The sequence below is a fragment of the Paenibacillus sp. Marseille-P2973 genome (assembly GCF_018101095.1).
Taxonomy (GTDB): Bacteria; Bacillota; Bacilli; order Paenibacillales; family Paenibacillaceae; genus Fontibacillus; species Fontibacillus vini.
In genome coordinates this window covers 264,500-285,937 of record NZ_JAGQEH010000002.1, presented here as the reverse complement: position 1 = coordinate 285,937, position 21,438 = coordinate 264,500, and the positions used below count along the sequence as shown (strand labels likewise).

Annotated in this window: 24 protein-coding genes; 15 read left to right on the top strand and 9 right to left on the bottom strand. The window is 48.0% G+C overall.

Annotation, left to right across the window (positions count from 1 at the left end; translation table 11 throughout):
* Nucleotides 1–12: 12 nt before the first annotated feature.
* Nucleotides 13–939, bottom strand: a complete 927-nt coding sequence (locus tag KB559_RS04835) for an L-lactate dehydrogenase (RefSeq protein ID WP_211020580.1) — start codon at nt 937–939, stop codon at nt 13–15.
* 366 nt (nt 940–1,305) lie between these two features.
* Here KB559_RS04835 and KB559_RS04830 point away from each other — a divergent pair, with 366 nt between their 5' ends.
* The 4 genes from KB559_RS04830 (at nt 1,306) to KB559_RS04815 (ending at nt 4,753) form a co-directional block, all read left to right on the top strand.
* Nucleotides 1,306–2,385: a polysaccharide deacetylase family protein gene (locus tag KB559_RS04830; protein ID WP_211020579.1), complete on the top strand. Its 1,080-nt coding sequence runs from the start codon at nt 1,306–1,308 to the stop codon at nt 2,383–2,385.
* Nucleotides 2,386–2,452: 67 nt separating this feature from the next.
* A complete protein-coding gene (locus KB559_RS04825; protein WP_348772887.1) occupies nt 2,453–3,751 on the top strand; it encodes a WD40/YVTN/BNR-like repeat-containing protein in 1,299 nt (432 codons plus the stop codon).
* Between the two features lie 182 nt (nt 3,752–3,933).
* Nucleotides 3,934–4,119, top strand: coding sequence for a hypothetical protein (locus tag KB559_RS04820; RefSeq protein WP_211020578.1), 186 nt, complete (start codon nt 3,934–3,936; stop codon nt 4,117–4,119).
* Nucleotides 4,120–4,345: 226 nt separating this feature from the next.
* Nucleotides 4,346–4,753, top strand: coding sequence for a DUF2500 domain-containing protein (locus KB559_RS04815; protein WP_290408085.1), 408 nt, complete (start codon nt 4,346–4,348; stop codon nt 4,751–4,753).
* Between the two features lie 73 nt (nt 4,754–4,826).
* On the opposite strand, the gene KB559_RS04810 is transcribed toward KB559_RS04815, so the two are convergent.
* A complete protein-coding gene (locus KB559_RS04810) occupies nt 4,827–6,152 on the bottom strand; it encodes a phytoene desaturase family protein (RefSeq protein ID WP_211020577.1) in 1,326 nt (441 codons plus the stop codon).
* 226 nt (nt 6,153–6,378) lie between these two features.
* On the opposite strand from KB559_RS04810, the gene KB559_RS04805 reads away from it, so the two are divergent.
* The 3 genes from KB559_RS04805 to KB559_RS04795 all read left to right on the top strand — a co-directional run bounded on the left by KB559_RS04805 (nt 6,379) and on the right by KB559_RS04795 (nt 8,961).
* Entirely contained in the window at nt 6,379–6,801 is a 423-nt protein-coding gene (locus KB559_RS04805; protein ID WP_211020576.1) for a cell wall hydrolase, read from the top strand.
* Between the two features lie 74 nt (nt 6,802–6,875).
* Nucleotides 6,876–7,328, top strand: a complete 453-nt coding sequence (gerQ, locus tag KB559_RS04800) for a spore coat protein GerQ (RefSeq protein ID WP_211020575.1) — start codon at nt 6,876–6,878, stop codon at nt 7,326–7,328.
* 352 nt (nt 7,329–7,680) lie between these two features.
* A complete protein-coding gene (locus KB559_RS04795; RefSeq protein WP_211020574.1) occupies nt 7,681–8,961 on the top strand; it encodes a hemolysin family protein in 1,281 nt (426 codons plus the stop codon).
* Between the two features lie 69 nt (nt 8,962–9,030).
* Here the strand turns inward: KB559_RS04795 and KB559_RS04790 are convergent, their stop codons facing one another.
* The 3 genes from KB559_RS04790 to KB559_RS04780 form a co-directional block, all read right to left on the bottom strand.
* Nucleotides 9,031–9,867, bottom strand: a complete 837-nt coding sequence (locus tag KB559_RS04790; protein WP_211020573.1) for a hypothetical protein — start codon at nt 9,865–9,867, stop codon at nt 9,031–9,033.
* Complete coding sequence (locus tag KB559_RS04785; protein WP_211020572.1) at nt 9,842–10,450, bottom strand: RNA polymerase sigma factor; 609 nt, start codon at nt 10,448–10,450, stop codon at nt 9,842–9,844. Before KB559_RS04785 ends, KB559_RS04790 begins: the two co-directional genes overlap by 26 nt.
* A gap of 184 nt (nt 10,451–10,634) precedes the next feature.
* Nucleotides 10,635–11,213 carry a TraR/DksA C4-type zinc finger protein gene (locus KB559_RS04780; RefSeq protein ID WP_211020571.1) on the bottom strand — a complete coding sequence of 193 codons (579 nt, stop codon included), beginning with the start codon at nt 11,211–11,213 and terminating at the stop codon, nt 10,635–10,637.
* A 188-nt stretch (nt 11,214–11,401) separates the two neighbouring features.
* Between KB559_RS04780 and KB559_RS04775 the strand changes: the two genes are divergently transcribed.
* Together KB559_RS04775 and KB559_RS04770 are read left to right on the top strand one after the other, a co-directional pair.
* On the top strand, nt 11,402–12,601 hold the full coding sequence (locus KB559_RS04775; protein WP_211020570.1) for an MFS transporter: 1,200 nt from the start codon (nt 11,402–11,404) through the stop codon (nt 12,599–12,601).
* 38 nt (nt 12,602–12,639) lie between these two features.
* A complete protein-coding gene (locus KB559_RS04770) occupies nt 12,640–12,846 on the top strand; it encodes a hypothetical protein (protein ID WP_211020569.1) in 207 nt (68 codons plus the stop codon).
* 90 nt (nt 12,847–12,936) lie between these two features.
* On the opposite strand, the gene KB559_RS04765 is transcribed toward KB559_RS04770, so the two are convergent.
* Nucleotides 12,937–14,169 (bottom strand): aminopeptidase, encoded by a 1,233-nt coding sequence (locus KB559_RS04765; protein ID WP_211020568.1) that lies wholly within the window; start codon nt 14,167–14,169, stop codon nt 12,937–12,939.
* Nucleotides 14,170–14,237: 68 nt separating this feature from the next.
* The gene (locus KB559_RS04760) at nt 14,238–15,611 is read right to left on the bottom strand and encodes a TrkH family potassium uptake protein (protein ID WP_211020567.1); all 1,374 of its coding nucleotides are present in this window, start codon (nt 15,609–15,611) and stop codon (nt 14,238–14,240) included.
* 162 nt (nt 15,612–15,773) lie between these two features.
* On the opposite strand from KB559_RS04760, the gene KB559_RS04755 reads away from it, so the two are divergent.
* The 4 genes from KB559_RS04755 (at nt 15,774) to KB559_RS04740 (ending at nt 19,063) form a co-directional block, all read left to right on the top strand.
* Nucleotides 15,774–16,040, top strand: a complete 267-nt coding sequence (locus tag KB559_RS04755) for a hypothetical protein (RefSeq protein ID WP_211020566.1) — start codon at nt 15,774–15,776, stop codon at nt 16,038–16,040.
* 39 nt (nt 16,041–16,079) lie between these two features.
* A complete protein-coding gene (locus KB559_RS04750) occupies nt 16,080–17,159 on the top strand; it encodes an AI-2E family transporter (RefSeq protein WP_247681579.1) in 1,080 nt (359 codons plus the stop codon).
* Nucleotides 17,160–17,277: 118 nt separating this feature from the next.
* Nucleotides 17,278–17,745: a hypothetical protein gene (locus KB559_RS04745; protein ID WP_211020564.1), complete on the top strand. Its 468-nt coding sequence runs from the start codon at nt 17,278–17,280 to the stop codon at nt 17,743–17,745.
* 181 nt (nt 17,746–17,926) lie between these two features.
* Entirely contained in the window at nt 17,927–19,063 is a 1,137-nt protein-coding gene (locus tag KB559_RS04740) for a zinc-dependent alcohol dehydrogenase (protein WP_211020957.1), read from the top strand.
* Between the two features lie 65 nt (nt 19,064–19,128).
* Here the strand turns inward: KB559_RS04740 and KB559_RS04735 are convergent, their stop codons facing one another.
* Together KB559_RS04735 and KB559_RS04730 are read right to left on the bottom strand one after the other, a co-directional pair.
* Nucleotides 19,129–19,458, bottom strand: coding sequence for a thioredoxin family protein (locus KB559_RS04735; protein WP_211020563.1), 330 nt, complete (start codon nt 19,456–19,458; stop codon nt 19,129–19,131).
* Nucleotides 19,448–19,831: a MerR family transcriptional regulator gene (locus tag KB559_RS04730; RefSeq protein ID WP_211020562.1), complete on the bottom strand. Its 384-nt coding sequence runs from the start codon at nt 19,829–19,831 to the stop codon at nt 19,448–19,450. Before KB559_RS04730 ends, KB559_RS04735 begins: the two co-directional genes overlap by 11 nt.
* A gap of 178 nt (nt 19,832–20,009) precedes the next feature.
* Between KB559_RS04730 and KB559_RS04725 the strand changes: the two genes are divergently transcribed.
* Together KB559_RS04725 and KB559_RS04720 are read left to right on the top strand one after the other, a co-directional pair.
* Nucleotides 20,010–20,513: a hypothetical protein gene (locus KB559_RS04725; RefSeq protein ID WP_211020561.1), complete on the top strand. Its 504-nt coding sequence runs from the start codon at nt 20,010–20,012 to the stop codon at nt 20,511–20,513.
* 55 nt (nt 20,514–20,568) lie between these two features.
* Nucleotides 20,569–21,348 (top strand): TIGR00266 family protein, encoded by a 780-nt coding sequence (locus KB559_RS04720; protein ID WP_211020560.1) that lies wholly within the window; start codon nt 20,569–20,571, stop codon nt 21,346–21,348.
* The last annotated feature ends 90 nt before the right edge of the window (nt 21,349–21,438 follow it).

Here is a 21,438-nt window from a genome sequence, read left to right as displayed (position 1 = left end):
TCTCCAATTTGCTTATAGCTCCAGTTTGGCAATTTCCGATTTCAGCTTGTTCGCCGAATTTTGGAACTGGACCAGTTCCTGATCGCTAAGTTTGAGATCAAGCACTTCACGAACACCGCTACGGTCAACGATGCTTGGTACTCCGAGATACACATCGGAAACGCCGTTGTAGTTCTCCAGCAGGGTGGAAACGTTTAGAACCGAGCCTTCATCCTGCAGGATGGATGTGATAATCCGGTCCAACGCCAGAGCAATCGCATAGAAAGTAGCTCCTTTGGCGTTGATGATTTCGTAAGCGGCATTTTTTGTGCTGTTGAAAATATTCTCACGGTCCTGATCGGAGAATTCAAGATCGATACCAGCGACATTCGCAAGACTCCAAAGCGGAAGTTCCGAGTCGCCATGCTCGCCGATAATATGCGCATGGATACTGCGCGGGTTGATTTTTTTGTTTTGCCCGATCAGATACCGGAAACGAGCGCTGTCGAGCAGTGTGCCGGAGCCGATGACTCGGTTCGAAGGGAAGCCGCTCTTTTTCAAAGTTACATAAGATAAAATATCGACCGGATTCGTCGCTACCAAAATGATGGCGTGATCATTATATTTTACGATGTTCTGGATGATGGTTTCGAAAATGCCTGCATTTCTTTTAAGCAGATCAATTCTGGTTTCACCCGGACGTTGGGAGGCACCGGCAGCAATGACGATCACATCGGCGTCGGCGCAATCGCTATAGTCACCCGCCCAGAGCTTCACACCGCCTGTAAACGGAAGGCCGTGGTTCATATCCAGGGCTTCACCAAGCGCCTTGTCTTTGTTGGCGTCAATCAATACGAGCTCGGATACGCGTTCCCGAAGCAATAATGTATAGGCAGTTGTTGCGCCTACGGCTCCGGTCCCGATAATAACGACTCTACTGGAACGCAATTGAGTTTTCATTAGTTCATCTCCTTAAAAGTTAGTTTTTCCTGCCTAAGCGATGTATAGTGTAGATCCCATAACCAATTTTAGGGGATCCCTAGGCATAAAGATCAAAGCTCCGCTAGTAGTGTTAGCAGATATGTACTTATTACTCCCTACATTGTACATGAAACACTCAAAATTTAAAGTAAAACATGAAATAATCATTTTTTTCATAAAACTTGTGAGAGACTATCAAAAAAATAGGATTCATAATATTTATTATGTAAACTAAAGTGGATTATGAGTACTTTGTAACCTCAGATGTAACCATTCTGTAAGGACGCCGGACTCTCTTTTATATTATTCTAGTAGTATTAATAGAGAGAGGATAAGTGAAATTTAATGTCTTACATAAGCCGAATTGAAGAGGAACAAAAATTGCAGCAATCCAGACGCAACCAGGAGAAGAAGTCCACTCGTAAGATGAAATCCATGGTTATCGCTGCATTGGTACTGTCCTCCGCCTCATTAGTCTTATCGGCTTTTGCGGCGACGACAGTTATTCAGGGTAAAAGTGCCGGCTATGGCTCAGCGGCCGTAGTGACGCCTAAATATGCAGGCTCTGCCGAGAGTCCGACTATTAAAGAGGGACAAGTAAGCGGCGAAGGTGTTGATACTATACAAGACCCAGCTTCTGAAGGGGAAAGCTCAAGCGTTCCCGAAGCATCAGAAAACTCCATTCCGAACGATATGGAACCTCCTGCCACTATCGAGAAGAACGACCAGGGCTTGCCCCCAAGCAAAACGACCGAGTCAAAAGGGGAAGAGAAACCAGACAAACCGGCAGTAAAAACCGATAAAGCTACAGCCAAAAAAGTCATTTATCTCACCTTTGACGATGGGCCAAGCAAATATACGAATCAAATCGTTGATATATTGAATCAAAATGGAATCCATGCCACCTTTTTTATGATCGGAAGACAATTGGACGGGAATGAGAAAGCTGTTAAAAACGCGGCCGAAAATGGCAATTATGTCGGCTTGCACAGTATGACCCATGATAAGAAGAAGTTATATCAAAGCGGTAACTCGGCGAAATTTATCAAGGAGTTCAAGCAGGAACAGGCTCTCATCAAAAAGATCACCGGGACCACACCGTGGCTGATCCGGGCGCCTTACGGAAGCAAGCCGGAAATCGGAGAGAAATTCCGGGACGACATTGCGGCTGCCAAATTTAAAATGTGGGACTGGACTGTCGATTCCAAAGATTGGAGCTATACAGGAAAGCCCGATCGTATCATCAAAGAGGTTAAGAGACAGGTTCACCGGGATACCGAAGTTATTCTGATGCATGAGAAATCGCAAACGGTACAGGCTCTGCCAGAAATCATAAGTTATTTGCAGAAGAAGGGGTATTCCTTCGCGGTCTACAAGCCGGACCAGCACTTCTCTGTGAACTTTGCGAAGGACCAGCGTTTGTAATCTACGATTCTCCCTATGGTATAATTAAAATAATCTGCGAGATTCTTGAAAGAGAGGTGGTTCCTTGGTGAGATGGTGGTACAAAGCGGCAGGATTCGCCGTTATGGCGGGTTTGCTGCTGACTGCTTGCTCTTCGGGGCACCTGCCGGCGAACAATAAGCCTGCTCAGCAAGAGGAAGAGATGATTGAAGAAGGACAGACACTGACCGTTATCAATCCGGAATCATCGGTGAACAACTCATCCGCTTCTCTTCCAGCGGCTGAAGAAGGAAAGAAATATCAGATTCAAACCCGGCTCACCGATTTCCGGCTACTAGGCGCCTCAAAAGGGCTGGCCTGGGGTTCAACCCGCAGTGAGCTTCGGTTATATGTTACTCAGGATAGCGGCAAAACGTGGACTAATATATCGCCGTCCGCATCGGTCCAGTTTCCGAATAATCCGGAATACGGCACCGACTTGTTTTTTGTCGATGCGGAGCATGGTTGGATCGTCCGGGATTCGCTCGGTTCCGGGGAAGCGATCATTCTGCGGACAGGTGACGGTGGCTTAACCTGGAAGATGGCCTCACTGCCCGAAGCGGATGATGTGGCTTCCATCTACTTCCTGGATCAGGACCGCGGCTGGATTCTGACGGTCGGTAACGGTCCGGACAGCAGTGAAGCCAAAGCGCTGTATTCAACCACTAACGGCGGGGCCACTTGGACCAAAATAATGAGCACACCAATTCTTCCGACGGATACGTCATCCATCGATCATACACTGCCTAAGCTTGGAAATCCGGTCGGAATGATTTTTACAAATAAAACTAACGGATATATCACGATGATCGAAGCCGGGCTGCCCGCTTTATATGTAACAACAAACGGCGGAAGTCAGTGGACAAAAGATAACGGTTTTTTTGAAAAAGATAAATTTAGTACCTGCAGTCGTTTCTCAGTAGGGGCTCCGAGTTTTTTTAACGGAAGCGGCTCTGCCGGTTGGATCTCCATTGGTTGCGAACGGGAAGAGGCGGTCAAATATAACGGTTACTTTTCCTCGGATTCCGGTAAGAGTTGGTTGCTTTCGCCATTTGGCTTGCCTTGGAGAGACGGGAACGACGCTCACCTATCGATGACTTTCCTCAATCCTATGGAAGGGTGGGCGATTCAAAACGCAACCTTGTATCATACCGTGGATCAAGGAAAGAGCTGGACATTGTTTCCCGAGAACGTAAAATTGAAGGAAGTGCTAGCCGATTATCCCGAAGTGGTAAAGATTCAGTTCTTCTCTCCTAAGGTGGGCTGGTTACTCGTAGAAAAAAGCGACAAAAAACGATCGCTGCTCTTGCAAACCCAAGACGGCGGAGCCAGTTGGCACGTACTCTAAGAGGCGTGCTGACGGGCATTTTTTTATTTTGGTGCCCGACGACAAAGAGGGGAAATACGATGTTCATTAATTTGTGAAATTTATCACGTGCACTAATTAAACTTTGTGATATATTTAACTTGTAAGAAGGAAACACATTCAAGCCAAACAAATCAAAAACAAACCATTAGGAGTGAGCCAAAATGAAAACTATGAACGCTGAGAATTTAACCCGCAATTTCCTCCAACTTTGCTACACTTGCGACGACGCTCATCTGTGCATGACCGAGGAAGCTTGCCAAGCTTGCTGGGCGGAGCAAGGACTTAACGAGATGGAAACAGAGGGTGTTCATGAAACCCGCGAATTGCTTCAATTCTATTATGCCTGATACAATAGCTTCCTCATCATCTAAATAACCTTCGGTTCTGCCCAGGAACCGAAGGTTATTTGTTTTTTCATGCATATAAAGGAATGTCCAAAATATAGGGACAAGGGTGGCATATTTTCACAGGGGCCGGAATAACAAGTTTTGATTTGGACGGCATATACATAGGAGAGAAGGGGAGGCTGTCAGGCTATCGTAATAGACCGATGCTTGTTAAGGAGGGAGAAGCGTGCAATCTTGGATGGAAATGTTCGGGGTGATGAATACGGCTTTCCCGGTTTTTGTTGCCGTTATTCTCGGGATCATTGCTTTAACGGCAGCAGGCGGCATCAAACGGCATTGGACCAATAACCGGCAACCGGTGCTGAGTGTTTCGTCTGTCATCGTCGGTAAACGGACCGAGGTCTCCCACAGGCATGATACGGATCTCTCCGTAAACCGTTCGGACAGCAAGTATTACATTACCTTTGAAGTCGAGAGCGGGGACCGGATGGAATTTGGTGTGAGCGGGCAAGAGTATGGCCAATGCTCGGAAGGGGATGAGGGGAAGCTTACGTTTCAAGGCAGCCGTTACCTTGGTTTTGAACGTCTAAGCAAAACATATCGGGCCTCGCTTCAGGAGTATCGCCATTATTAACGGGCTTCCCATAAAATAATAAAGAGCTGTCCATCGGACAGCTCTTTTTGTTTGAAAGATGATGAATGCTAGATCAATGCGTCAGTGCCTTAGTCTTAACTTTATCGGACAGCATCATTTGAGCAGCGGCACGCCCGCTGGAGAAAGCCCGTTCAGCGAGCTCGCCTTTGCCTTCGCAGCCGTCCCCGCAGAAGAGGAACGGAACGCCCGGCAGTTTGCTTGGGAGCAGCTTGTTGGTGTGGATGTTCTTGACACTCGACACCATGGCTTTCTTAGAAACGCGTTTTACAGCCGTATGTTCCCGCCAATCCGGATAATAAGTATCGAATAACGCTTCCATTTGCTGAGTTTTACTTTCCAGATATTCTTTCTTCTGATCCTCATCCTGGAAATCGTCATTCAAATAGGCGATCCCTTGCAGAAGCTGTCCGCCTACTGGAACGACCGTATAGTCGGTAGCCGACACGTCGCTTATAAATACTTTGTTGTCCATATCGCTGATATAGTGGAATGGACGGGCTACTACTTTGGAGAAGCCTACGTCATAGACGAGGACCTCCGTGCACGAATTGTCCTTAAACGGTTCAAGAGCCCCGGCCCAAGGGGAGGATTCCAGCAATTTGTATACCTGTTGGACAGGCATTGCAAATATAACCTGATCATACTCCAGGGCTTCCCGGGTTTTGGTCTTCAAAATAAACTTCCCATTCTCCATTACAATCGATTCAACCGGTTCTTTAACCGCAATATCCCATTTCTCATTGTCATTGATCTTTTGAACCAGCTGTTCCGTAATCGTCGCCCAACTGCCGAGAATATAATTGACCGGTTTGCTGGAGAGGAACAGATTGTGGTAGTAATCGGCAATCACTTCACCTGACACCTTGCGAGCATCATCCGGCGTAATAAAGAAGTTCGAGCTCACCAGATGCTCCCATAATTCTTTGACATCGGAGGAAGCATTGGATTTATCCAAATATTCTCCGAGTGTCTGGTAGTGCTTCAGTTGGTGAATGTTTCCGATTACTGCGGCAATTTCCGCTACGAATCTTACCTTTTCCATCGTGGTCAGCACATCGGTCTTCATAATATTCACGAAATCTAGCGGAGCGGGTGTCAAATTACCATGCTTGGCATATACGACCTTTCGTTTATCCACTTGCTTGCTCTGGAATTTAAGGTCAAGCTCTTCCTCCATATGCTGCAAGGTATGTCTGTCGATGCCGTAAACCGCATGTGCTCCATAATTGAGCGTAAAACCGGATTTCTCATAAGTAAATGCGCGCCCGCCCAGCTGCGGACTGCGTTCAAACACCGTACCTTCGGTGTCCGGGCTGTCGGAAAGATATGCGGCAGCCGTCAAGCCGGCCAAACCGCCGCCAATGATTGCGATTTTCATGGGAGAACCTCCTAAAAGGAAAATCCTTATTCCTTATCAGTATATGCTATTCATGTAAGCGCGTCCATAGAAATGGTCACTAAATATTCAAAATTGCAACCGCCTTCATAGTCGGAACACGATTTCTTCCTTGACAGCCTGGTCAAATTGATAGGTGTTTGCACCAATATAGGCATTAGCACATAGGATATAGCGTTGAGAAGAGAGGAAAGGGGGGAAACGGAATTTGGCTGTTATTAGAACTAATTCCGAGGATGTCAAACTTCTAGCACGGCTTATGCGGGCGGAAGCCGAGGGAGAAGGCGAGCAAGGCATGCTGATGGTCGGCAACGTCGGAGTCAACCGGATTCTCGGTGGTTGTCTTGATTTCAAGAACGTACGAAACATGAACGACATGGTGTTCCAATCGCCGGGCGGCTTTGAAGCTACGCAGAAGGGTTATTTTTATCAAAAAGCCCGGGACCGCGATATTCGACTGGCCCAGCGAGTAATCAACGGCGAAAAAATATGGCCTGCATCCAATGCTCTATGGTTCTTCAGACCGGCTGGGGATTGCCCGGACACCTGGTATGACCAGACCAACACCGGACGATGGAAGGCGCATTGCTTCTTTGCCCCGAGTGGGGAAGATTGCCCGGCCGTATATTGAGGAAACAGCGACGCTCCGCCCTTCAGGATATTTAAAGAACATAAGTAAGATCATTTTGAGGAGGAATTATTTCCATGTTTAATCAACCTTATCGGCCGGTCACATACACTATCGGAGGAGGAACTCCATCCGGGACTTATCCTTCAGGGACTTATCCATCGGGAACAGGAACCACGGGCGGCCAACCGCCTCAAGTTCCGAGCGGCAGTCCGATGACACCATCCGGAACCGTGGTGCCGGTACAATTTCCGACGAATGAGCAGTCGTTTATCGAGAACATACTTCGTTTGAACCTGGGCAAAGTAGGCACTTTCTACATGACATATGAGAACAATTCCGAGTGGAACGCTAAAATCTTCAAGGGCGTACTCGAAGCGGCCGGCCGTGACCATATCATCATCAGCGACCCTAATACAGGCGTGCGCACCATTCTGCTGATGGTTAATCTGGATTTTGCTACGTTCGATCAGCCGCTGGTGTATCAATACCCGGGCACGATCGGGAACCCGCCGACAACCCGGAGATAATTGTAATATGAAGGGGCCTCCTTACTGGAGGCCCTATTTCGCGTCAAATCAAAAAAAGTGCGTAACCCAGCCTGTTTCCTTGGCATACGCCGGGGTTTGACTGTGTAGTGTATAATTATATAATTAATAGTAATACACTCACCAAAGTTGTTTCATTTGCTGAGGTTGTTTAGAGGCTAAATTAATGATCTGACAAGGAGATGAATCCATTGGGAAGTTGACGATATATTACGAAATCAGACATCAATATCATTTCAAACCGCGAAGGAGGTGCACCTATTCACCGCACTGATTGCGGCGAATAGGAAACGTATTGACTGACCCTTTACCGAGTCTTTTTTCTATAGGACTGATGCTGTTACTGGTCCTGCTGAACGGATTTTTCGTATCTGCTGAATTTGCAATCGTAAAAATCAGAAGCGGCCGAATCGATGCCTTAGTCGAAGAAGGACGAAAAAACGCTGTTATCGTGAGGAGCTTGCTGAATCACCTTGACGGTTACTTATCCGCTTGTCAGGTTGGAATCACACTTTGTTCCCTTGGCCTGGGATGGCTTGGCGAACCGGTCGTAGCCCGGCTCCTGAATCCGTTGTTCGAGTTTGCGGGGTTTGGCGATAAACCGGTGCATATTGTATCTCTGTTTGTTTCCTTCTTGCTGATTGCCGTATTGCATATCGTACTCGGCGAACTCGCGCCCAAAACGATTGCCGTACGCAAAGCGGAGCAAATTACTCTCTTATCGGCTAGGCCGATGAGAATGTTCTATAAGCTGATGTTCCCCTTCATATGGACGCTAAATCGATTGTCGTCCGGACTGCTGAGATTGTTCGGCATTGCTCCGGTGTCCGAGCAGGATTCCCTGCATACCGAGGAAGAAATCCGGGTAATGATGAAGGAGAGCACAGAAAGCGGACTTATCGATAGTACGGAAATGTCGCTCGTTGATAATATTTTTGAGTTCGCCGACACAACGGCGAGGGAGATTATGATCCCGCGGACGGAAATGATCTGCCTTTATACTCAGAATTCATTGGACGAAAACCTGACAATCGCTTTGGAAGGCACCCGGACGCGGTATCCCGTTTGCAATAATGATAAGGACCATATTATTGGATTCATTCATATTAAAGATTTAATCCGTTCGAATACCTCGGATTACCTCGATCTATTGCGTCCCATCATGGCTGTACCTGAATCGATCCAGATCAGCGATTTGATGAAGCGGATGCAGCGTGGGAAAACCCAGATCGCCATCTTGATCGATGAATACGGAGGCACTTCCGGCATGGTCACCCTGGAAGACATCGTCGAAGAGATTGTTGGCGAAATCCAGGATGAATTCGATGAGGAGCGACCGGGTATCGAGCAAGTGGATGAGAATGCCTATTCCATCGACGGGCTGATGCTGATCGAATCCGTCAACGACCGGTTCGGTTTTGAACTGGATTCCGACGATTACGATACGATCGGCGGGTGGCTGTATTCCAGAATTGAAATTCTTCCGCCGCAAGTCGGGCAAACCGTGGAATACGACGGCTATTTATATGTGGTGGAGGAGACCGACAACAAGAGAATTTCACGCGTCAAGCTGCTGAAACAGCAGTTTATTCCGATCGAGGAAGCCGGCGCATAAACATAAAAGAACATGCAAGGCGGGCAGCCCTTTGAAGGACTGCCCGCCTTTTTTACATCCAATGATTACTTATTGGTTCAACCCGTTAGCGATCGCAAGAATTTCATCCCTGTCCACATTGCCGATCACATTAAAATATACATTCCCGAGCATCATATTGATTTCGCTCATGTCTCCGCTGCTGATAAACGCTATATTTCCATTATTCAGTTCAACCTCTTCGGTATTTTCCTTACTCATCGTTGACAGGATTTCGTTATTCATCAACAGATCGAACGTCAATCTGAGTATTTGGCCGTCTTCGGTTCGGTAGAGCAGGTGAGCGCTCTTTCCGAAGGTATTCGGGTCTTCCGGCGTTCCAGACGGAATGACCACCTCGAGTGATTCCAAAGTAAATCTTTCCGGAATGTTGGTAATCCGGGGAAGAGAGAAGGCGAGTGTATCGCGGGCTTCCTCCATGTCCATTTTTACCGTTTCATAAGTCCCCGCATCGACAAGGTGTACCTCTTTGCTCATTTCTCTGAGTTCATCCTCAGTGAAATCTTCAGGCGGAGGAGGTGTCTTGGCCATTGATGGATCCGCTTGCGGCTGTCCATTGCCGAACACCATTTGCGACATCCCGCTGCCCAGATTTTTGAGCTCCTGAAAAATAGGGGAGATGGCCTTCGTTACTAAAGGAGGACTGAACAAAGCGGCCCCCAAAAGCATGGATGCAGCTACAATACCGAACAACTGAGCTTTACGGCGTCTATTTAAACGGGTCCGTTTCCGGTTAAGCTTCTTCTGAACTTGTTCCCAGGATTTGCGGCGATCGGATTCGGAATAAGAGGGAAGCGACTCAATGGCGTTATCAAATGCATCATTAAATAGGGCTTCAAACTCATCGGGATACTTTTGATGCTCCATTTTCTCGTTTTTGATAGTCGCCACCCCACTCTCTGTATAGCATTTTCTTGATCCCTTCCCGGGTTCGGAATAGACGCTGTCTGACGATATTCTCGCAAAGATCCAGCTGCTCTGCAATCTCCTTATAACTTAAGCCTTGCTTCCAACGCAATTCCATTAATTGGCGGTATTCCGGCTTCAACTTACTCAGATGAGAGAGGATGGCTTCCTCCATCATCTTGATTTCAACCGTCTGCTCTACGGATGGGACCATAGGACCAATAGGCTCTATATCCATATAAACACGTTCCACGTCCAAGTGGTTACGAAATTTTTTATTTTTTCTAAAATAATTAATCGTCGTGTTGCGTGCTACGGTTTTCATCCATGATTTCATTCCGCTGACACTTTCAAATTCCGGTTTTTTCGTGACAACTTTAATAAATGCCTCTTGAATTATATCCTCGGCAGCCTGATGATCCTTTACCAGGTAAAAAATCGCCCCATAAACAAGATCGTAAAATGCACAGTAGACATCTTCCTGAATGGTCTCAGACAGGTGATGATAGTCGGCTCCGAGCAGCCATTCTAACCGTTCCGGCATGGTTCTCCCCTCTCTTGCCGTTAAGGCGCATGAATCTAAAAAGCCAATATCTCGATTTTACTATAAGCCGGGCGTGAAAGGAATGATTTTCCATGACAAGATGAAATAAGGGAGTTCCCCCGGAGGAGAACACCCTTGATCTCGAACGTTCAATTATTAGTGCAGGAAAGGCTTATATAAATGATCAGTCGTCTTCAACCGTTAGGGAATCGTAATCAGTTGGGTTACGTTTAGCGGCCATAGCGGGGGAATCGGAATTTCCATACTTTTCCAAAGTATGCCAGGCCTCTGCGTCATCGAAATTACCGGCATCCCGCTGCCTGTTTTCCCCGGCTCCCTTAGGGGGTGGAGTGATGACATCCTCTTCTACAGGCCGGTAGTCGGATACGTTCCGTTCCGGTGTATGCTCCACGCAATAAGCGGTATAGGGAACCGCCTCCAGACGCTCGTAAGGGATGTCCCGGCCGCATACGGCGCATTGTCCATAGCTGGAATCCTCGATCCGGTCCAATGCCGAATTTATTTCCTCAAGCCGTCTTTCCAAGTTATCATCAACCGCCATATCGCGGCTTCGTTCAAATGTTTCCGTCCCGACATCGGCAGGATGGTTGTCGTAAGCGGACAATTCACCCGTCGAAACCCGCAGCGACTCTTCCTGGCCTTGGGCATTGCCGTCCGCACTAAAATGTCTCTCGAGATCGCTCTTCTCCTGTTGAAGAGATTCCTTTAATTTCGTCAACTGTTCGTTTGTCAGATGGCTCATGAACTTTCCCTCCTTCTGAAAATAGGCCAAGTTCCTTCAATCGCCTATGTATGCTTTACCCCGGAATGAAGTAGGGTGACGCAATGTCGACTTTATCTTACAATGGAGTTAATACTTAAAACTGTAATTACTTCAAGTAAGGATGCTTGAATTAAAGACGCGGTCTTGGCATCATGAGAGGAGTTTTAATGAAGAGGTTGATGTGGTTCGGTTGCTGGGCCTATTTATTGATCGGACTGGCTCATGTGGTCGTAGGATCGATTATGCCTAATCTGCTTGAGCATTACGGCAAGGATTACAGCGCAGGAGGGACCCTGATTTTTGCACAGTTTACCGGCTTTTTGATCGGAGTGCTTTTATCTCCCTTGCTCATTGGAAAATTCGGAAAGCGAAACGGGCTGCTGATTGCCACAGGCATGTTATTCGTTGCCGAACTGGTATACACTCTGCTCCCGCCGTGGGAATGGATGTACGCGGTGGGCGCGGTTGCCGGCTTCGGCTTCGGAATGATTGAGGCCGTCATCGGAACACTTATTCTGGTAGCCGTTACGGAGGGGACGGCAGTGGCGATGAGCCGGCTTGAAGTCTTTTTCGGGGTTGGAGCGCTTCTGATGCCGCTTGTAGCCGGGTGGCTCATCCGGGCGGAAATGTGGCGGTATTCCTTTCTGTTGGTCAGCACGCTTGCTTTCGTGATGCTGCTGGCGTGGGGGAAAGGGAATTTCAAAGAATTGAACGCCGTATTAAATGCCAGGGAAGAGAGACGCAAAGAAAAAGGAAGTCTGCTTCGCCAATATCAAGGCAGCCGAGGGTTGATGCTCCTTGTCTTCATCCTGTTCTTCTTCCTCTATGTGGGGACAGAGATGAGCTTCGTCAATTTCCTTCCATCGATGCTGATTGAGAAGGTAGGGACGGATAAAGCGACGGCCGCGCTCAGCGTCACTTTGTTCTGGATCGCCATGACGGTAGGCAGACTGTTCGCGGGAATCATTGCGGAAAAAATATCCTACAGCAGATATGTCATTAGCGGGAGTTTGATCAGTTTCTTTCTGATTTCGTGCTTTGCGCTCGTCGGGGGATTAACCGGTCTGATCGCTTTGATTCTGCTGCTTGGATTGTTTATGTCCGGATTGTTCTCCATCGCTTTGGTGTTCGCTAACAAGATGTTGCCGGGTTCGGAGGAAACGACACCGAGTCTGCTGATCGCATCCGGCGGCATCGGGGGCGCGGTACTCCCGCTGTTGATGGGGAAGAGCATGGACCTGGGAGGAGCAGGCGCTTCGTCTTGGCTTCTCGCAGGGTTTATTGGTGCGCTGGTGATATTCAGCACGGCTGCCGTATTGATCAAGCGGGTAAATTCAAATCCGCTGGGATTGCCGGAAAAAGAATAACAGCAGGGAAGAAATGAAATGAAGGGGGAGAAGCAGGAATGTGGCTGTATATCGTTATTGTAGCGCTTGTGGCTATTGCCGCGGCAGGTACGCTAATTATCGGAAATTCCAAGGAGAATCGAACAGGCAATCCCGACTATGACAAGCGAACGAAAAAGAATCTGATTAAACTGACGCTCATTTATGGCGGTTCTATTTTAATTATAGCTCTACTCCTAGTTGGTTTATTGGATTTATCTTCATAAGCACAAGTAAATGCTGTATCAGAACAAAAGAGCACCTCGCCGATCTTCGGCGGGGTGCTCTTATTCGTGAATAAATAAAGTGAGAGCTTATTAAAACGCCCAGTTTCCTTTTTTGAAAATTTGCTCTTCTTTGCCGTCGCCCGTTACCCCGAAAATGTCCATTTCCGCGGAACCGACCATAAAGTCCTCATGTGCAAAGCTGGCATTCAATCCATGCTTGTTCAATTCTTCGCGAGTCATGGACTTTCCGCCTTCCAGGTTAAAGGCGTAAGCATTGCCGATCGCCAGATGGTTGGATGCATTCTCGTCGAACAAAGTGTTATAGAACAAGATGCCGGATTGCGATATCGGCGATCCGTGCGGCACGAGGGCGACCTCGCCCAAATAATGCGAGCCTTCGTCCAGCTCAACGAGCTGTTTGAGCGTGGATTCTCCCACCTCTGCAGAGAAGTCAATGATACGGCCGTTTTCAAACGTAAGTTTGAACTTATCGATGATGTTTCCATTATAGCTAAGCGGCTTCGTGCTGGATACGGTACCGTTGACACCGGTTTTCAGCGGTGCCGTAAACACTTCTTCGGTCGGGAGGTTCGCCAGGAACGTGTTGCCTTGGGCATTGATGCTCTCTGCAGCGACCCAGATATGCCCTTCAGGCAGTTCGATCGTCAAATCGGTTCCTGGTGCAAGATAGTGAAGCTTCTTATACTTTTTGGAATTCAGATATTCGGATTTCTTATTCAGATTTGCAATATGATCGCGCCAAGCGCCGATCGGATCAGGCTGATCGATACGTACGGTACGGAAAATCGCCTCCCACAGAGCATTCACCTGTTCGGCTTCCGGAAGATCCGGGAACACTTTGGCCGCCCAAGTTTTCGACGGAACGGCAACGATAGACCAGCTGAACTTATCCGACATTTGGAGCTCGCGATATTTACTCATGGCTTTGCCGTATGTTTTCTGATGATTGGTGATCCGCTGCGGATCAATACCGGTCAGTAAGTCGGGGTCCGAGGAAATGACGTGAAGAACAGCCGCGCCGCCTTCTACATATTCGAGCATCTCTCCGGCGTACCATTTTGGATCATCCAGGAAGGATTCATCCGCCGCATGCTCATAACGCAACCGGGTGACGGTGTCGTCGCTCCAGTTGACTTTTACAAATCTTGCTCCGGCTTCATAGGCTTGCTTAACAATCAAACGTACAAGTTCCACCGAATCTACTGTGGCGACCACGATCAGGTTTTGACCGGGCTGAACATTGGCACCTACTTTAACGGCCAACTCAGCATATTTCTGTAGCTTTTCTTGAAAATCAGACATTGTCCTACCTCCGTAATCTAAAAAATGGTTATTGATATATCATACTACGATTTTTTTAGACTATCCAATTAACCGATGGTTATTTTTCCTTCCGGATACTTGAACAGCTCTTTCTCCGATTTCGGTGCCAGGGCATACGCCAATGTAACCGGGCCGACCCGGCCCAGGAACATGACCAGGCAAAGCACGCCTTTGCTCGTGTCCGTCAGCCGCGGAGTCAGGTCAAGACTGAACCCTGCCGTTGCAAACGCCGAGGTGGTTTCGAAGAGCAGGGGGAGGAATTCCCTGTCCTCAATGGCAGACAGCACCATGGCCACGAAGATGACGAGAAACAAGGCGAGCCAGGTTTGGGTGATCGCACGCATAATCGCTCCCTTGGAAAGACGTCTGCGGAACAAGACGATATCTTCCCGGCCGCGGAGCATGGAATACATCGCACCGAGAAGAACGGCGAACACCGTAACTTTGATTCCCCCGCCAGTAGAGCCGGGAGCCGCTCCAATGAACATGAGCAGGATGAACATAAACTGGGTGGAATGCTGCATATCCGCCATACTAAGCGTACTCACGCCGCCTGATCTGGAACTGATCGAATGGAATAAGGAGGTCATGATTTGATTTCCCCAGCCTAACGGCTTCAGCGTAGCTGGATTTCCCATCTCCAGGATGAACATCATCAGAGCTCCGCCAACGATCAGGAACGCGGACATGCTAAGGACGACTTTAGAATGCAGCGACAGCTTCCGGGTACGGGAATAGTGCAGCAGATCTGATATCACGATAAACCCGATGCCGCCCAGAACGATCAGAATCATTAAGACGACGTTGACGAAAGGGTCGTTGGAGTACTCGGAGAGACCGCTGAATTCCCCGTGAAGGGGTCCGAATAAATCAAAGCCCGCGTTATTAAAGATCGATATACTGTGGAAAATGCCGTAATACAACGCCTTGTGCCAAGGCATGTCCAGCATCCATCTGGCGGCCAGCAGGAGTGCGCCCGTTCCTTCGATCACAACGGCGTATGTAATGACCCGGCGGATCAGGGTAACTAGCCCTTCCATGGAGTTATAATTCATCGCCTCCTGGAGCACCAGCTTCTCCCGCAGTGAAATTCGGCGGTTGAACGCCAGCGCGATCAGTGTGCCGAAGGTCATGAAGCCGAGCCCTCCGAGCTGGGTCAACGTCAGAATTACGATTTCACCGAAGAGGGAAAAATGGGTGCCCGTATCAACGACGGCAAGCCCGGTCACGCAGGTAGCCGATGTGGCCATGAAGAAGGCGTCGATCAATTTCATCGGGCGCCCGTCGGCTGACGCCGGTCCAAGGGACAACAGAAATGTACCCAGAATAATGATGATGCCGAAGCCAAATGATAGTGTTTTTGCCGGAGTAAGCGGATTGGACTTCCTCTTCTTGCTGGTTTTACTGCGATGCTTGGACAATGATTATTCACCTCTTACATGATCTTGCTATTGACGTAAAACATGGTACGATATTTCAATAAAGGTTGGCTACATCTTTCCTCAATAACAACCATTATAGTAGAAACCTTAAATTAGATCGACATTTAAAGAGAAATTACAGGAAAAGGAGTTATGGCTGATATGAAGTTGAACATTTTGCAAGCGGACATGCATAAAGATGATGAGGGAGCTTTTTTGGGTAAAACAATATTTGAAGTGGAGGGACATAAAGCCGCCTATGAGATCACATTTTTCAGCAAAAAAGGAAAGGAATGGGACTACAGCTTGAATTATGCCCGGGAATCCGGGATTGAGGCGGAATTTATGGCTGTTGACGAATGGATCGAGCAGGACGATGACGGATTTGACGAACTGTTGGACGCTGCCCGGAACACGCTCGCAGAGTAAGGCAGACCTATATTTAAATAAAAGGGGGGATCGCTATTGATGGAAAAACCATTCTACAGAAGATGCCTTGGAGCCATTATGGTCCTGACCATCATCTATTTGGTTCACAAGGTTCATTTTATTTTTAACCCGATCTCCACGCTCGTCCAGATTTTGATTGTGCCTTTGACGATTTCGGGGTTCTTATATTATTTGCTGAGGCCGATCGTCCAGTTTCTTGAAAGTAAAAAAATGAACCGGATCCTTTCCATCCTGTTTATTTATTTGCTGTTTGCCGGAGTTGTCACTATATTTCTGATGGTCGTGTGGCCTCCGCTGCAGAAGCAGATCACGGAATTCATCAACAACGTGCCGCAGCTGATCGACGGTTTGCAAAGTCAGATGAACGAAATTCGCAACAATCGTTATTTTTCAATGTTTGACAATAAAGATACGCAGCTGATGGATAAAATTACGGAATACGTGAACGCGGGAATTGAAAGTGCTACCGGTTACATCTCACATGTGTTCAACTTCCTGAATGATTTCTTCATCGTCGTCGGTACGGTTCCGATCATGCTGTACTATATGTTGAAGGAAGATCATCGGGTGACTCCGTCTCTGGTACGCATGGTACCGAAGAACTTCCGCCGCGAAGGGGAAATTACGATTCATGATATCGACACGATGCTGAAGGGCTTCATCGCCGGAAGAATGATCAGCGCCGTGGTGCTGGCCGTAATGAGTTTCCTCGGTTTTTGGCTGATCGGTTTGCCATATCCTTTGCTATTGGCGATTGTCGGAGCATTGTTTAACTTTATCCCGTACTTTGGATCTCTGCTCGGAGCCATCCCTTGCGTAATCGTCGCTTTTACGGTATCTCCGTCCATGGTCCTGTGGGTCATCATTATCGTGTTTATCGCACAACAGATTGAAGGAAACCTGATCTCTCCTTATATTTACGGAAAGACGATCAACATTCACCCGTTGACCACGATTGTTCTGCTCTTGATCGCCGGTGATTTCGGCGGAATTTTAGGCATGATCTTAGCGATTCCCGTATATATGATGCTTAAAATTATAGTGGTAAAGATATATCAGATTTATTTGTCCCAAAAGACCGAGGATTTAAACACATAATCCAAAATATTTCCATTTCTGATGGAATGGTGACGAATATCATATCACCAATTCCACTCCTTGAGTGATGATTAACCTAATAAATTGGTTAGTAAAAATTCTCGGGGGATGATAAGAAATGGCAGTAACCGCCAAAAACGGGAAGTATTTTTACGCATGGAGCAAAATACTTCCTGATGGATCCTTTTACCTGCCGGATCAAGCCCTGCAGGAGTATCACATCCAAACGAATTCCAACGTCATTCTCATGTCAGGGCGCAATACCGCGAAGGGATTCAGCGTCGTTTGCAAGGAACTGATCGACAATTCTCCTTTGGCGAAGGTGTTCGCAAGCTTGCCTCAGCTGCAAAGCTTTTCGATCCCAGCAGGGGAAACGCTTACCTTCAAAGAGCGGGTGTTCTGCTGGACCTATCTGGCCAGTGATCATTACATCCGTTTGCCTTTGCAGACATGGGAGCAATTCGGGGTACGTCCCGGGGAACAGCTTCTAAGCTTAAGAGCCACACATTTGGCTTTTAACAATCTGGCTGACGGGCCCTACATTGAACTGGCAAAGCAAGTAAAAGGAATGCCGACCTACGAGTAAGTGATAGATGGGATGAGGCTAAACCCATTGAAATAACTTAAAGGCTGCCTGCGATATGATCGCGGGGGCCTTTTTTATTTCTTTCATGTACTCAGGTCGTTTCAATATGGTTTAGGGTAATAATAAATAATTCGCATGAAACCTGCGTACAATGAACGCGAATCAAGAAGGGAGCGAGTTCATGAAAGCGGTAACCTATCAAGGCAAGAAGAGCATTCGCGTGAAAGAAGTGGAGGATGCCAGGCTTCAAAAGAAAGACGATATTGTTGTTCGAGTCTCCTCGACCGCCATTTGCGGTTCTGACCTGCATATTTATAACGGGGAAATTCTCGGCATGTACGATGATTACGTAATCGGCCATGAGCCGATGGGAATTGTAGAGGACGTAGGTCCTGAAGTGACACGAGTGAAGAAAGGAGATCGGGTCATTATTCCTTTCAACGTTGCTTGCGGGGAATGTTTTTTCTGCAAAAACCAACTTGAAAGTCAATGCGACAATGCGAATGAGAACCGGGATACCGGCGGATATTTCGGGTATTCGTCCCGTTATGGGGATTATGCCGGCGGCCAGGCGGAATTGATGCGCGTACCTTTCGGGAACTTTGTTCCTTTCGTCATTCCCGAGAATGCCGAAATGGAAGACGAAAAGCTGCTGTTCCTGTCCGACATCGTTCCAACGGCTTATTGGAGCGTAATCAACGGCGGTGTAAAGGCCGGGGATACCGTCATCATTCTCGGCTGCGGCCCCGTCGGACTGCTTACGCAAAAATTCGCCTGGCAAAAAGGGGCGAAACGTGTAATCGCCGTCGATCATCTGGATTATCGCCTAGAACACGCCAAGCGGACCAACGGGGTGGAGATTTTCAATTTCGAGAAGGTCGATCATCTGGAAGAGCATTTAAAAGAGATCACGCGGGGCGGGGCAGATGTGGTCATTGACTGTGTGGGTCTCGACGCCAAGAAATCGGTGGCTGAAAAGGTCGAGACCGCGCTCATGCTTCAAGGCGGTTCGCTCAGCGCATTCAATCTGGCAACCAAGGTGGTCCGCAAAGGGGGGACCATTCAGGTGACGGGCGTATACGGCTTGAAATACAACCTGTTTCCTTTCGGCGATCTGTTCGAACGGAATATCAACATTAGAACCGGACAAGCGCCGGTGATTCATTTGATTCCCGAGCTGTATGAACAAATCCGGTCCGGCCGGTTTGATCCGACCGATATCATAACGCACCGTTTGCCGCTGGATCAGGGGGAACATGGTTATAAAATATTCAATGACAAGGAAGAAAACTGTATCAAGGTTGTTTTAAAGCCTTAGCTTAACCTTCGAATATAGAACAACGGGCGGCCCATTAGGGACAGCCCGTTGTTTGCTTTAATCATTTAGGCATTAATGTGATATTTTTCGATGATTCTGTCATATGCTTCTCTAGGTCTTAATCCTACCAGCTTCTCTACGGGCTCACCGTGATGGAACATAATGACGGTCGGCAGAGACATGATCCCATAAGTCGAAGCCAGTTCCGGCGATTCATCGCAGTTTACTTTGACCAGGTTGAGGGCTCCCTTATAATCTTCATGCAGTTGATCCAAAAGCGGGCCGAGCACTTTGCAAGGCGGGCACCAAGGGGCATCAAAATCTACCAACGTAATACCTTGAGGCAGCAGCTCTTGACCGAACTCGGCAGGTGTGGACACTCTTTTAACGCTCATGATTCATTTCCTCCTTCAATTTCGGATTTTCCTCCAAAAGATAGGTAATCCGTTCTTCCAGGTTTGACTTTATCGACGACAACAGAGCAATTTGTTCTTCAATTTCTTTGAGTTTGGTGCGGTAGACGGGCATGATTTGTTCGCAAAACGCTTCCTTGCTGGCCATGACACAGTTCAGGAAGCCTGAAATCTGTTCGGTCGTCAACCCGAGCTGCAGATAAAACTGTATGGTCTTGACCGTATCGACCGATAATCCGCTATAGTCCCGGTATCCGTTATCCATTCGCCGTGAAGCAATCAAACCTTGCTGTTCATAGTATCGCAGCGAGCGGATGCTGGCTCCGGTTGCCTTGGATAATTCGCCGATTTTCATAAATGGGCTTCACCTGCCTTCAGTTACTGATTCTGTATTGTAATGCCATTATAAACCCTGACATTAGTGTGAGGGTCAATCCCATTTTTCTCCTGCTGCCGAACCGTGTATAATAAAGTGAAGTGAGCTCAGGTAATCAGTCAATCCATCCTGAAAACGGTAAGGAGGGAGTATCGGCTTGTTCGATCCAACGGTATTTGATAATTTAAAAGTCGTTCTTGAAGGCGCTGTCTATGATTCGGACCTGCATGGGCAGCTTCAGATCATTGGACGAAGCGACCGGGTCGAGTTGTCGGCCATGTCCCGTTATTACGCCATTCAGTTCTGTTTGCCGGGGAAACCGGAGACTTGGGCGGAACTCCGGCTATGGGCGGACACGGAAGATTTGGCCGGAGAAATTATGGAGCTGGATTCAGTGACGCTCGGCTGCCAGATGCAACCTGTCTTTTACAAGCACCTGAAGGATCCGGACAGCGAGTGTCCCGCCATCGAAAGGCTCACCACCGAGATATGGGGAAGCCATGTTCACCAGATCCAAAAGATCACTTCCGTTTACGGCGACAGCAACGCACCCCCGCTGAACGAAATAACGGTACAATTTCATAGAAGATTCGGGGAAGAGGTCATTCCCGATCTGCCTCAAATGTTAGAACATATGCTTTACATGCTGGAGCGGTTATAAGCACAATTATTTTACATAAATTAATATGATTAATTATTATTGGAGGCGGAACTGAATGAATGCTCATGAAATCGATTATCGGATTATCGGCGAGGAAATGCAGTGCGTGGAGGTCGCGCTTGATCAAGGGGAGAGCGTCGTAGCGGAAGCCGGGAGCTTCATGATGATGGATCCGGATATCCGGATGGAGACGATCTTTGGCGACGGAAGCAATCAAGGCGGCGGCTTAATGGGCAAATTGATGGGGGCCGGCAAACGCCTGATTACAGGTGAAGGGCTGTTTATGACGGTATTCACGAATGCCGGATATGGGCGGCAAAGCGTGACGTTCGCTTCTCCTTATCCCGGGAAAATCGTTCCGCTGGACCTGCAAATGCTCGGCGGTAAAATTATTTGCCAGAAGGACTCCTTCCTTTGCGCAGCCAAAGGCGTGTCGGTCGGTATCGAGTTCCAGCGCCGGCTTGGAACCGGATTTTTTGGCGGGGAAGGATTCATTATGCAAAAAATTGAGGGCGACGGTCTTGCATTCGTGCATTCCGGCGGTCTGGTCATCGAACGCGATCTTGCGCCGGGCGAAGTGCTTCGCCTGGATACCGGCTGTCTAGTGGCTATGACCGCTTCGGTCGATTACAACATCGAAATGGTCAAAGGCGTGAAATCCGCATTGTTCGGAGGAGAAGGCCTGTTCTTCGCAACGCTGCGCGGACCCGGCAAGGTATGGGTACAATCGCTTCCGTTCAGCCGTTTGGCTGACCGTGTTCTTTCCGCAGCGCGTGTCGGAGGCAAAGACGAAGGCAGCCTGCTTGGAGGCCTCGGTAATTTGTTCGAACGTTAAGAGACGTTCGGCAGCGATGCTGTGGCAATTGACGTTGACATTTCCCCCTTTGTGTAACTATTATTGTTACAGTGAGATAAGGGAGGGATA

What these genes read in the sequence shown, in the direction of transcription:
- KB559_RS04835 (WP_211020580.1), bottom strand. Translation starts at nt 939, where the DNA reads ATGAAAACTCAATTGCGTTCCAGTAGAGTCGTTATTATCGGGACCGGA.
- KB559_RS04830 (WP_211020579.1), top strand. Translation starts at nt 1,306, where the DNA reads ATGTCTTACATAAGCCGAATTGAAGAGGAACAAAAATTGCAGCAATCC.
- KB559_RS04820 (WP_211020578.1), top strand. Translation starts at nt 3,934, where the DNA reads ATGAAAACTATGAACGCTGAGAATTTAACCCGCAATTTCCTCCAACTT.
- KB559_RS04810 (WP_211020577.1), bottom strand. Translation starts at nt 6,152, where the DNA reads ATGAAAATCGCAATCATTGGCGGCGGTTTGGCCGGCTTGACGGCTGCC.
- gerQ (WP_211020575.1), top strand. Translation starts at nt 6,876, where the DNA reads ATGTTTAATCAACCTTATCGGCCGGTCACATACACTATCGGAGGAGGA.
- KB559_RS04795 (WP_211020574.1), top strand. Translation starts at nt 7,681, where the DNA reads ATGCTGTTACTGGTCCTGCTGAACGGATTTTTCGTATCTGCTGAATTT.
- KB559_RS04790 (WP_211020573.1), bottom strand. Translation starts at nt 9,867, where the DNA reads ATGGAGCATCAAAAGTATCCCGATGAGTTTGAAGCCCTATTTAATGAT.
- KB559_RS04785 (WP_211020572.1), bottom strand. Translation starts at nt 10,450, where the DNA reads ATGCCGGAACGGTTAGAATGGCTGCTCGGAGCCGACTATCATCACCTG.
- KB559_RS04780 (WP_211020571.1), bottom strand. Translation starts at nt 11,213, where the DNA reads ATGAGCCATCTGACAAACGAACAGTTGACGAAATTAAAGGAATCTCTT.
- KB559_RS04775 (WP_211020570.1), top strand. Translation starts at nt 11,402, where the DNA reads ATGAAGAGGTTGATGTGGTTCGGTTGCTGGGCCTATTTATTGATCGGA.
- KB559_RS04770 (WP_211020569.1), top strand. Translation starts at nt 12,640, where the DNA reads ATGTGGCTGTATATCGTTATTGTAGCGCTTGTGGCTATTGCCGCGGCA.
- KB559_RS04765 (WP_211020568.1), bottom strand. Translation starts at nt 14,169, where the DNA reads ATGTCTGATTTTCAAGAAAAGCTACAGAAATATGCTGAGTTGGCCGTT.
- KB559_RS04755 (WP_211020566.1), top strand. Translation starts at nt 15,774, where the DNA reads ATGAAGTTGAACATTTTGCAAGCGGACATGCATAAAGATGATGAGGGA.
- KB559_RS04750 (WP_247681579.1), top strand. Translation starts at nt 16,080, where the DNA reads ATGGAAAAACCATTCTACAGAAGATGCCTTGGAGCCATTATGGTCCTG.
- KB559_RS04745 (WP_211020564.1), top strand. Translation starts at nt 17,278, where the DNA reads ATGGCAGTAACCGCCAAAAACGGGAAGTATTTTTACGCATGGAGCAAA.
- KB559_RS04740 (WP_211020957.1), top strand. Translation starts at nt 17,927, where the DNA reads ATGAAAGCGGTAACCTATCAAGGCAAGAAGAGCATTCGCGTGAAAGAA.
- KB559_RS04735 (WP_211020563.1), bottom strand. Translation starts at nt 19,458, where the DNA reads ATGAGCGTTAAAAGAGTGTCCACACCTGCCGAGTTCGGTCAAGAGCTG.
- KB559_RS04730 (WP_211020562.1), bottom strand. Translation starts at nt 19,831, where the DNA reads ATGAAAATCGGCGAATTATCCAAGGCAACCGGAGCCAGCATCCGCTCG.
- KB559_RS04720 (WP_211020560.1), top strand. Translation starts at nt 20,569, where the DNA reads ATGAATGCTCATGAAATCGATTATCGGATTATCGGCGAGGAAATGCAG.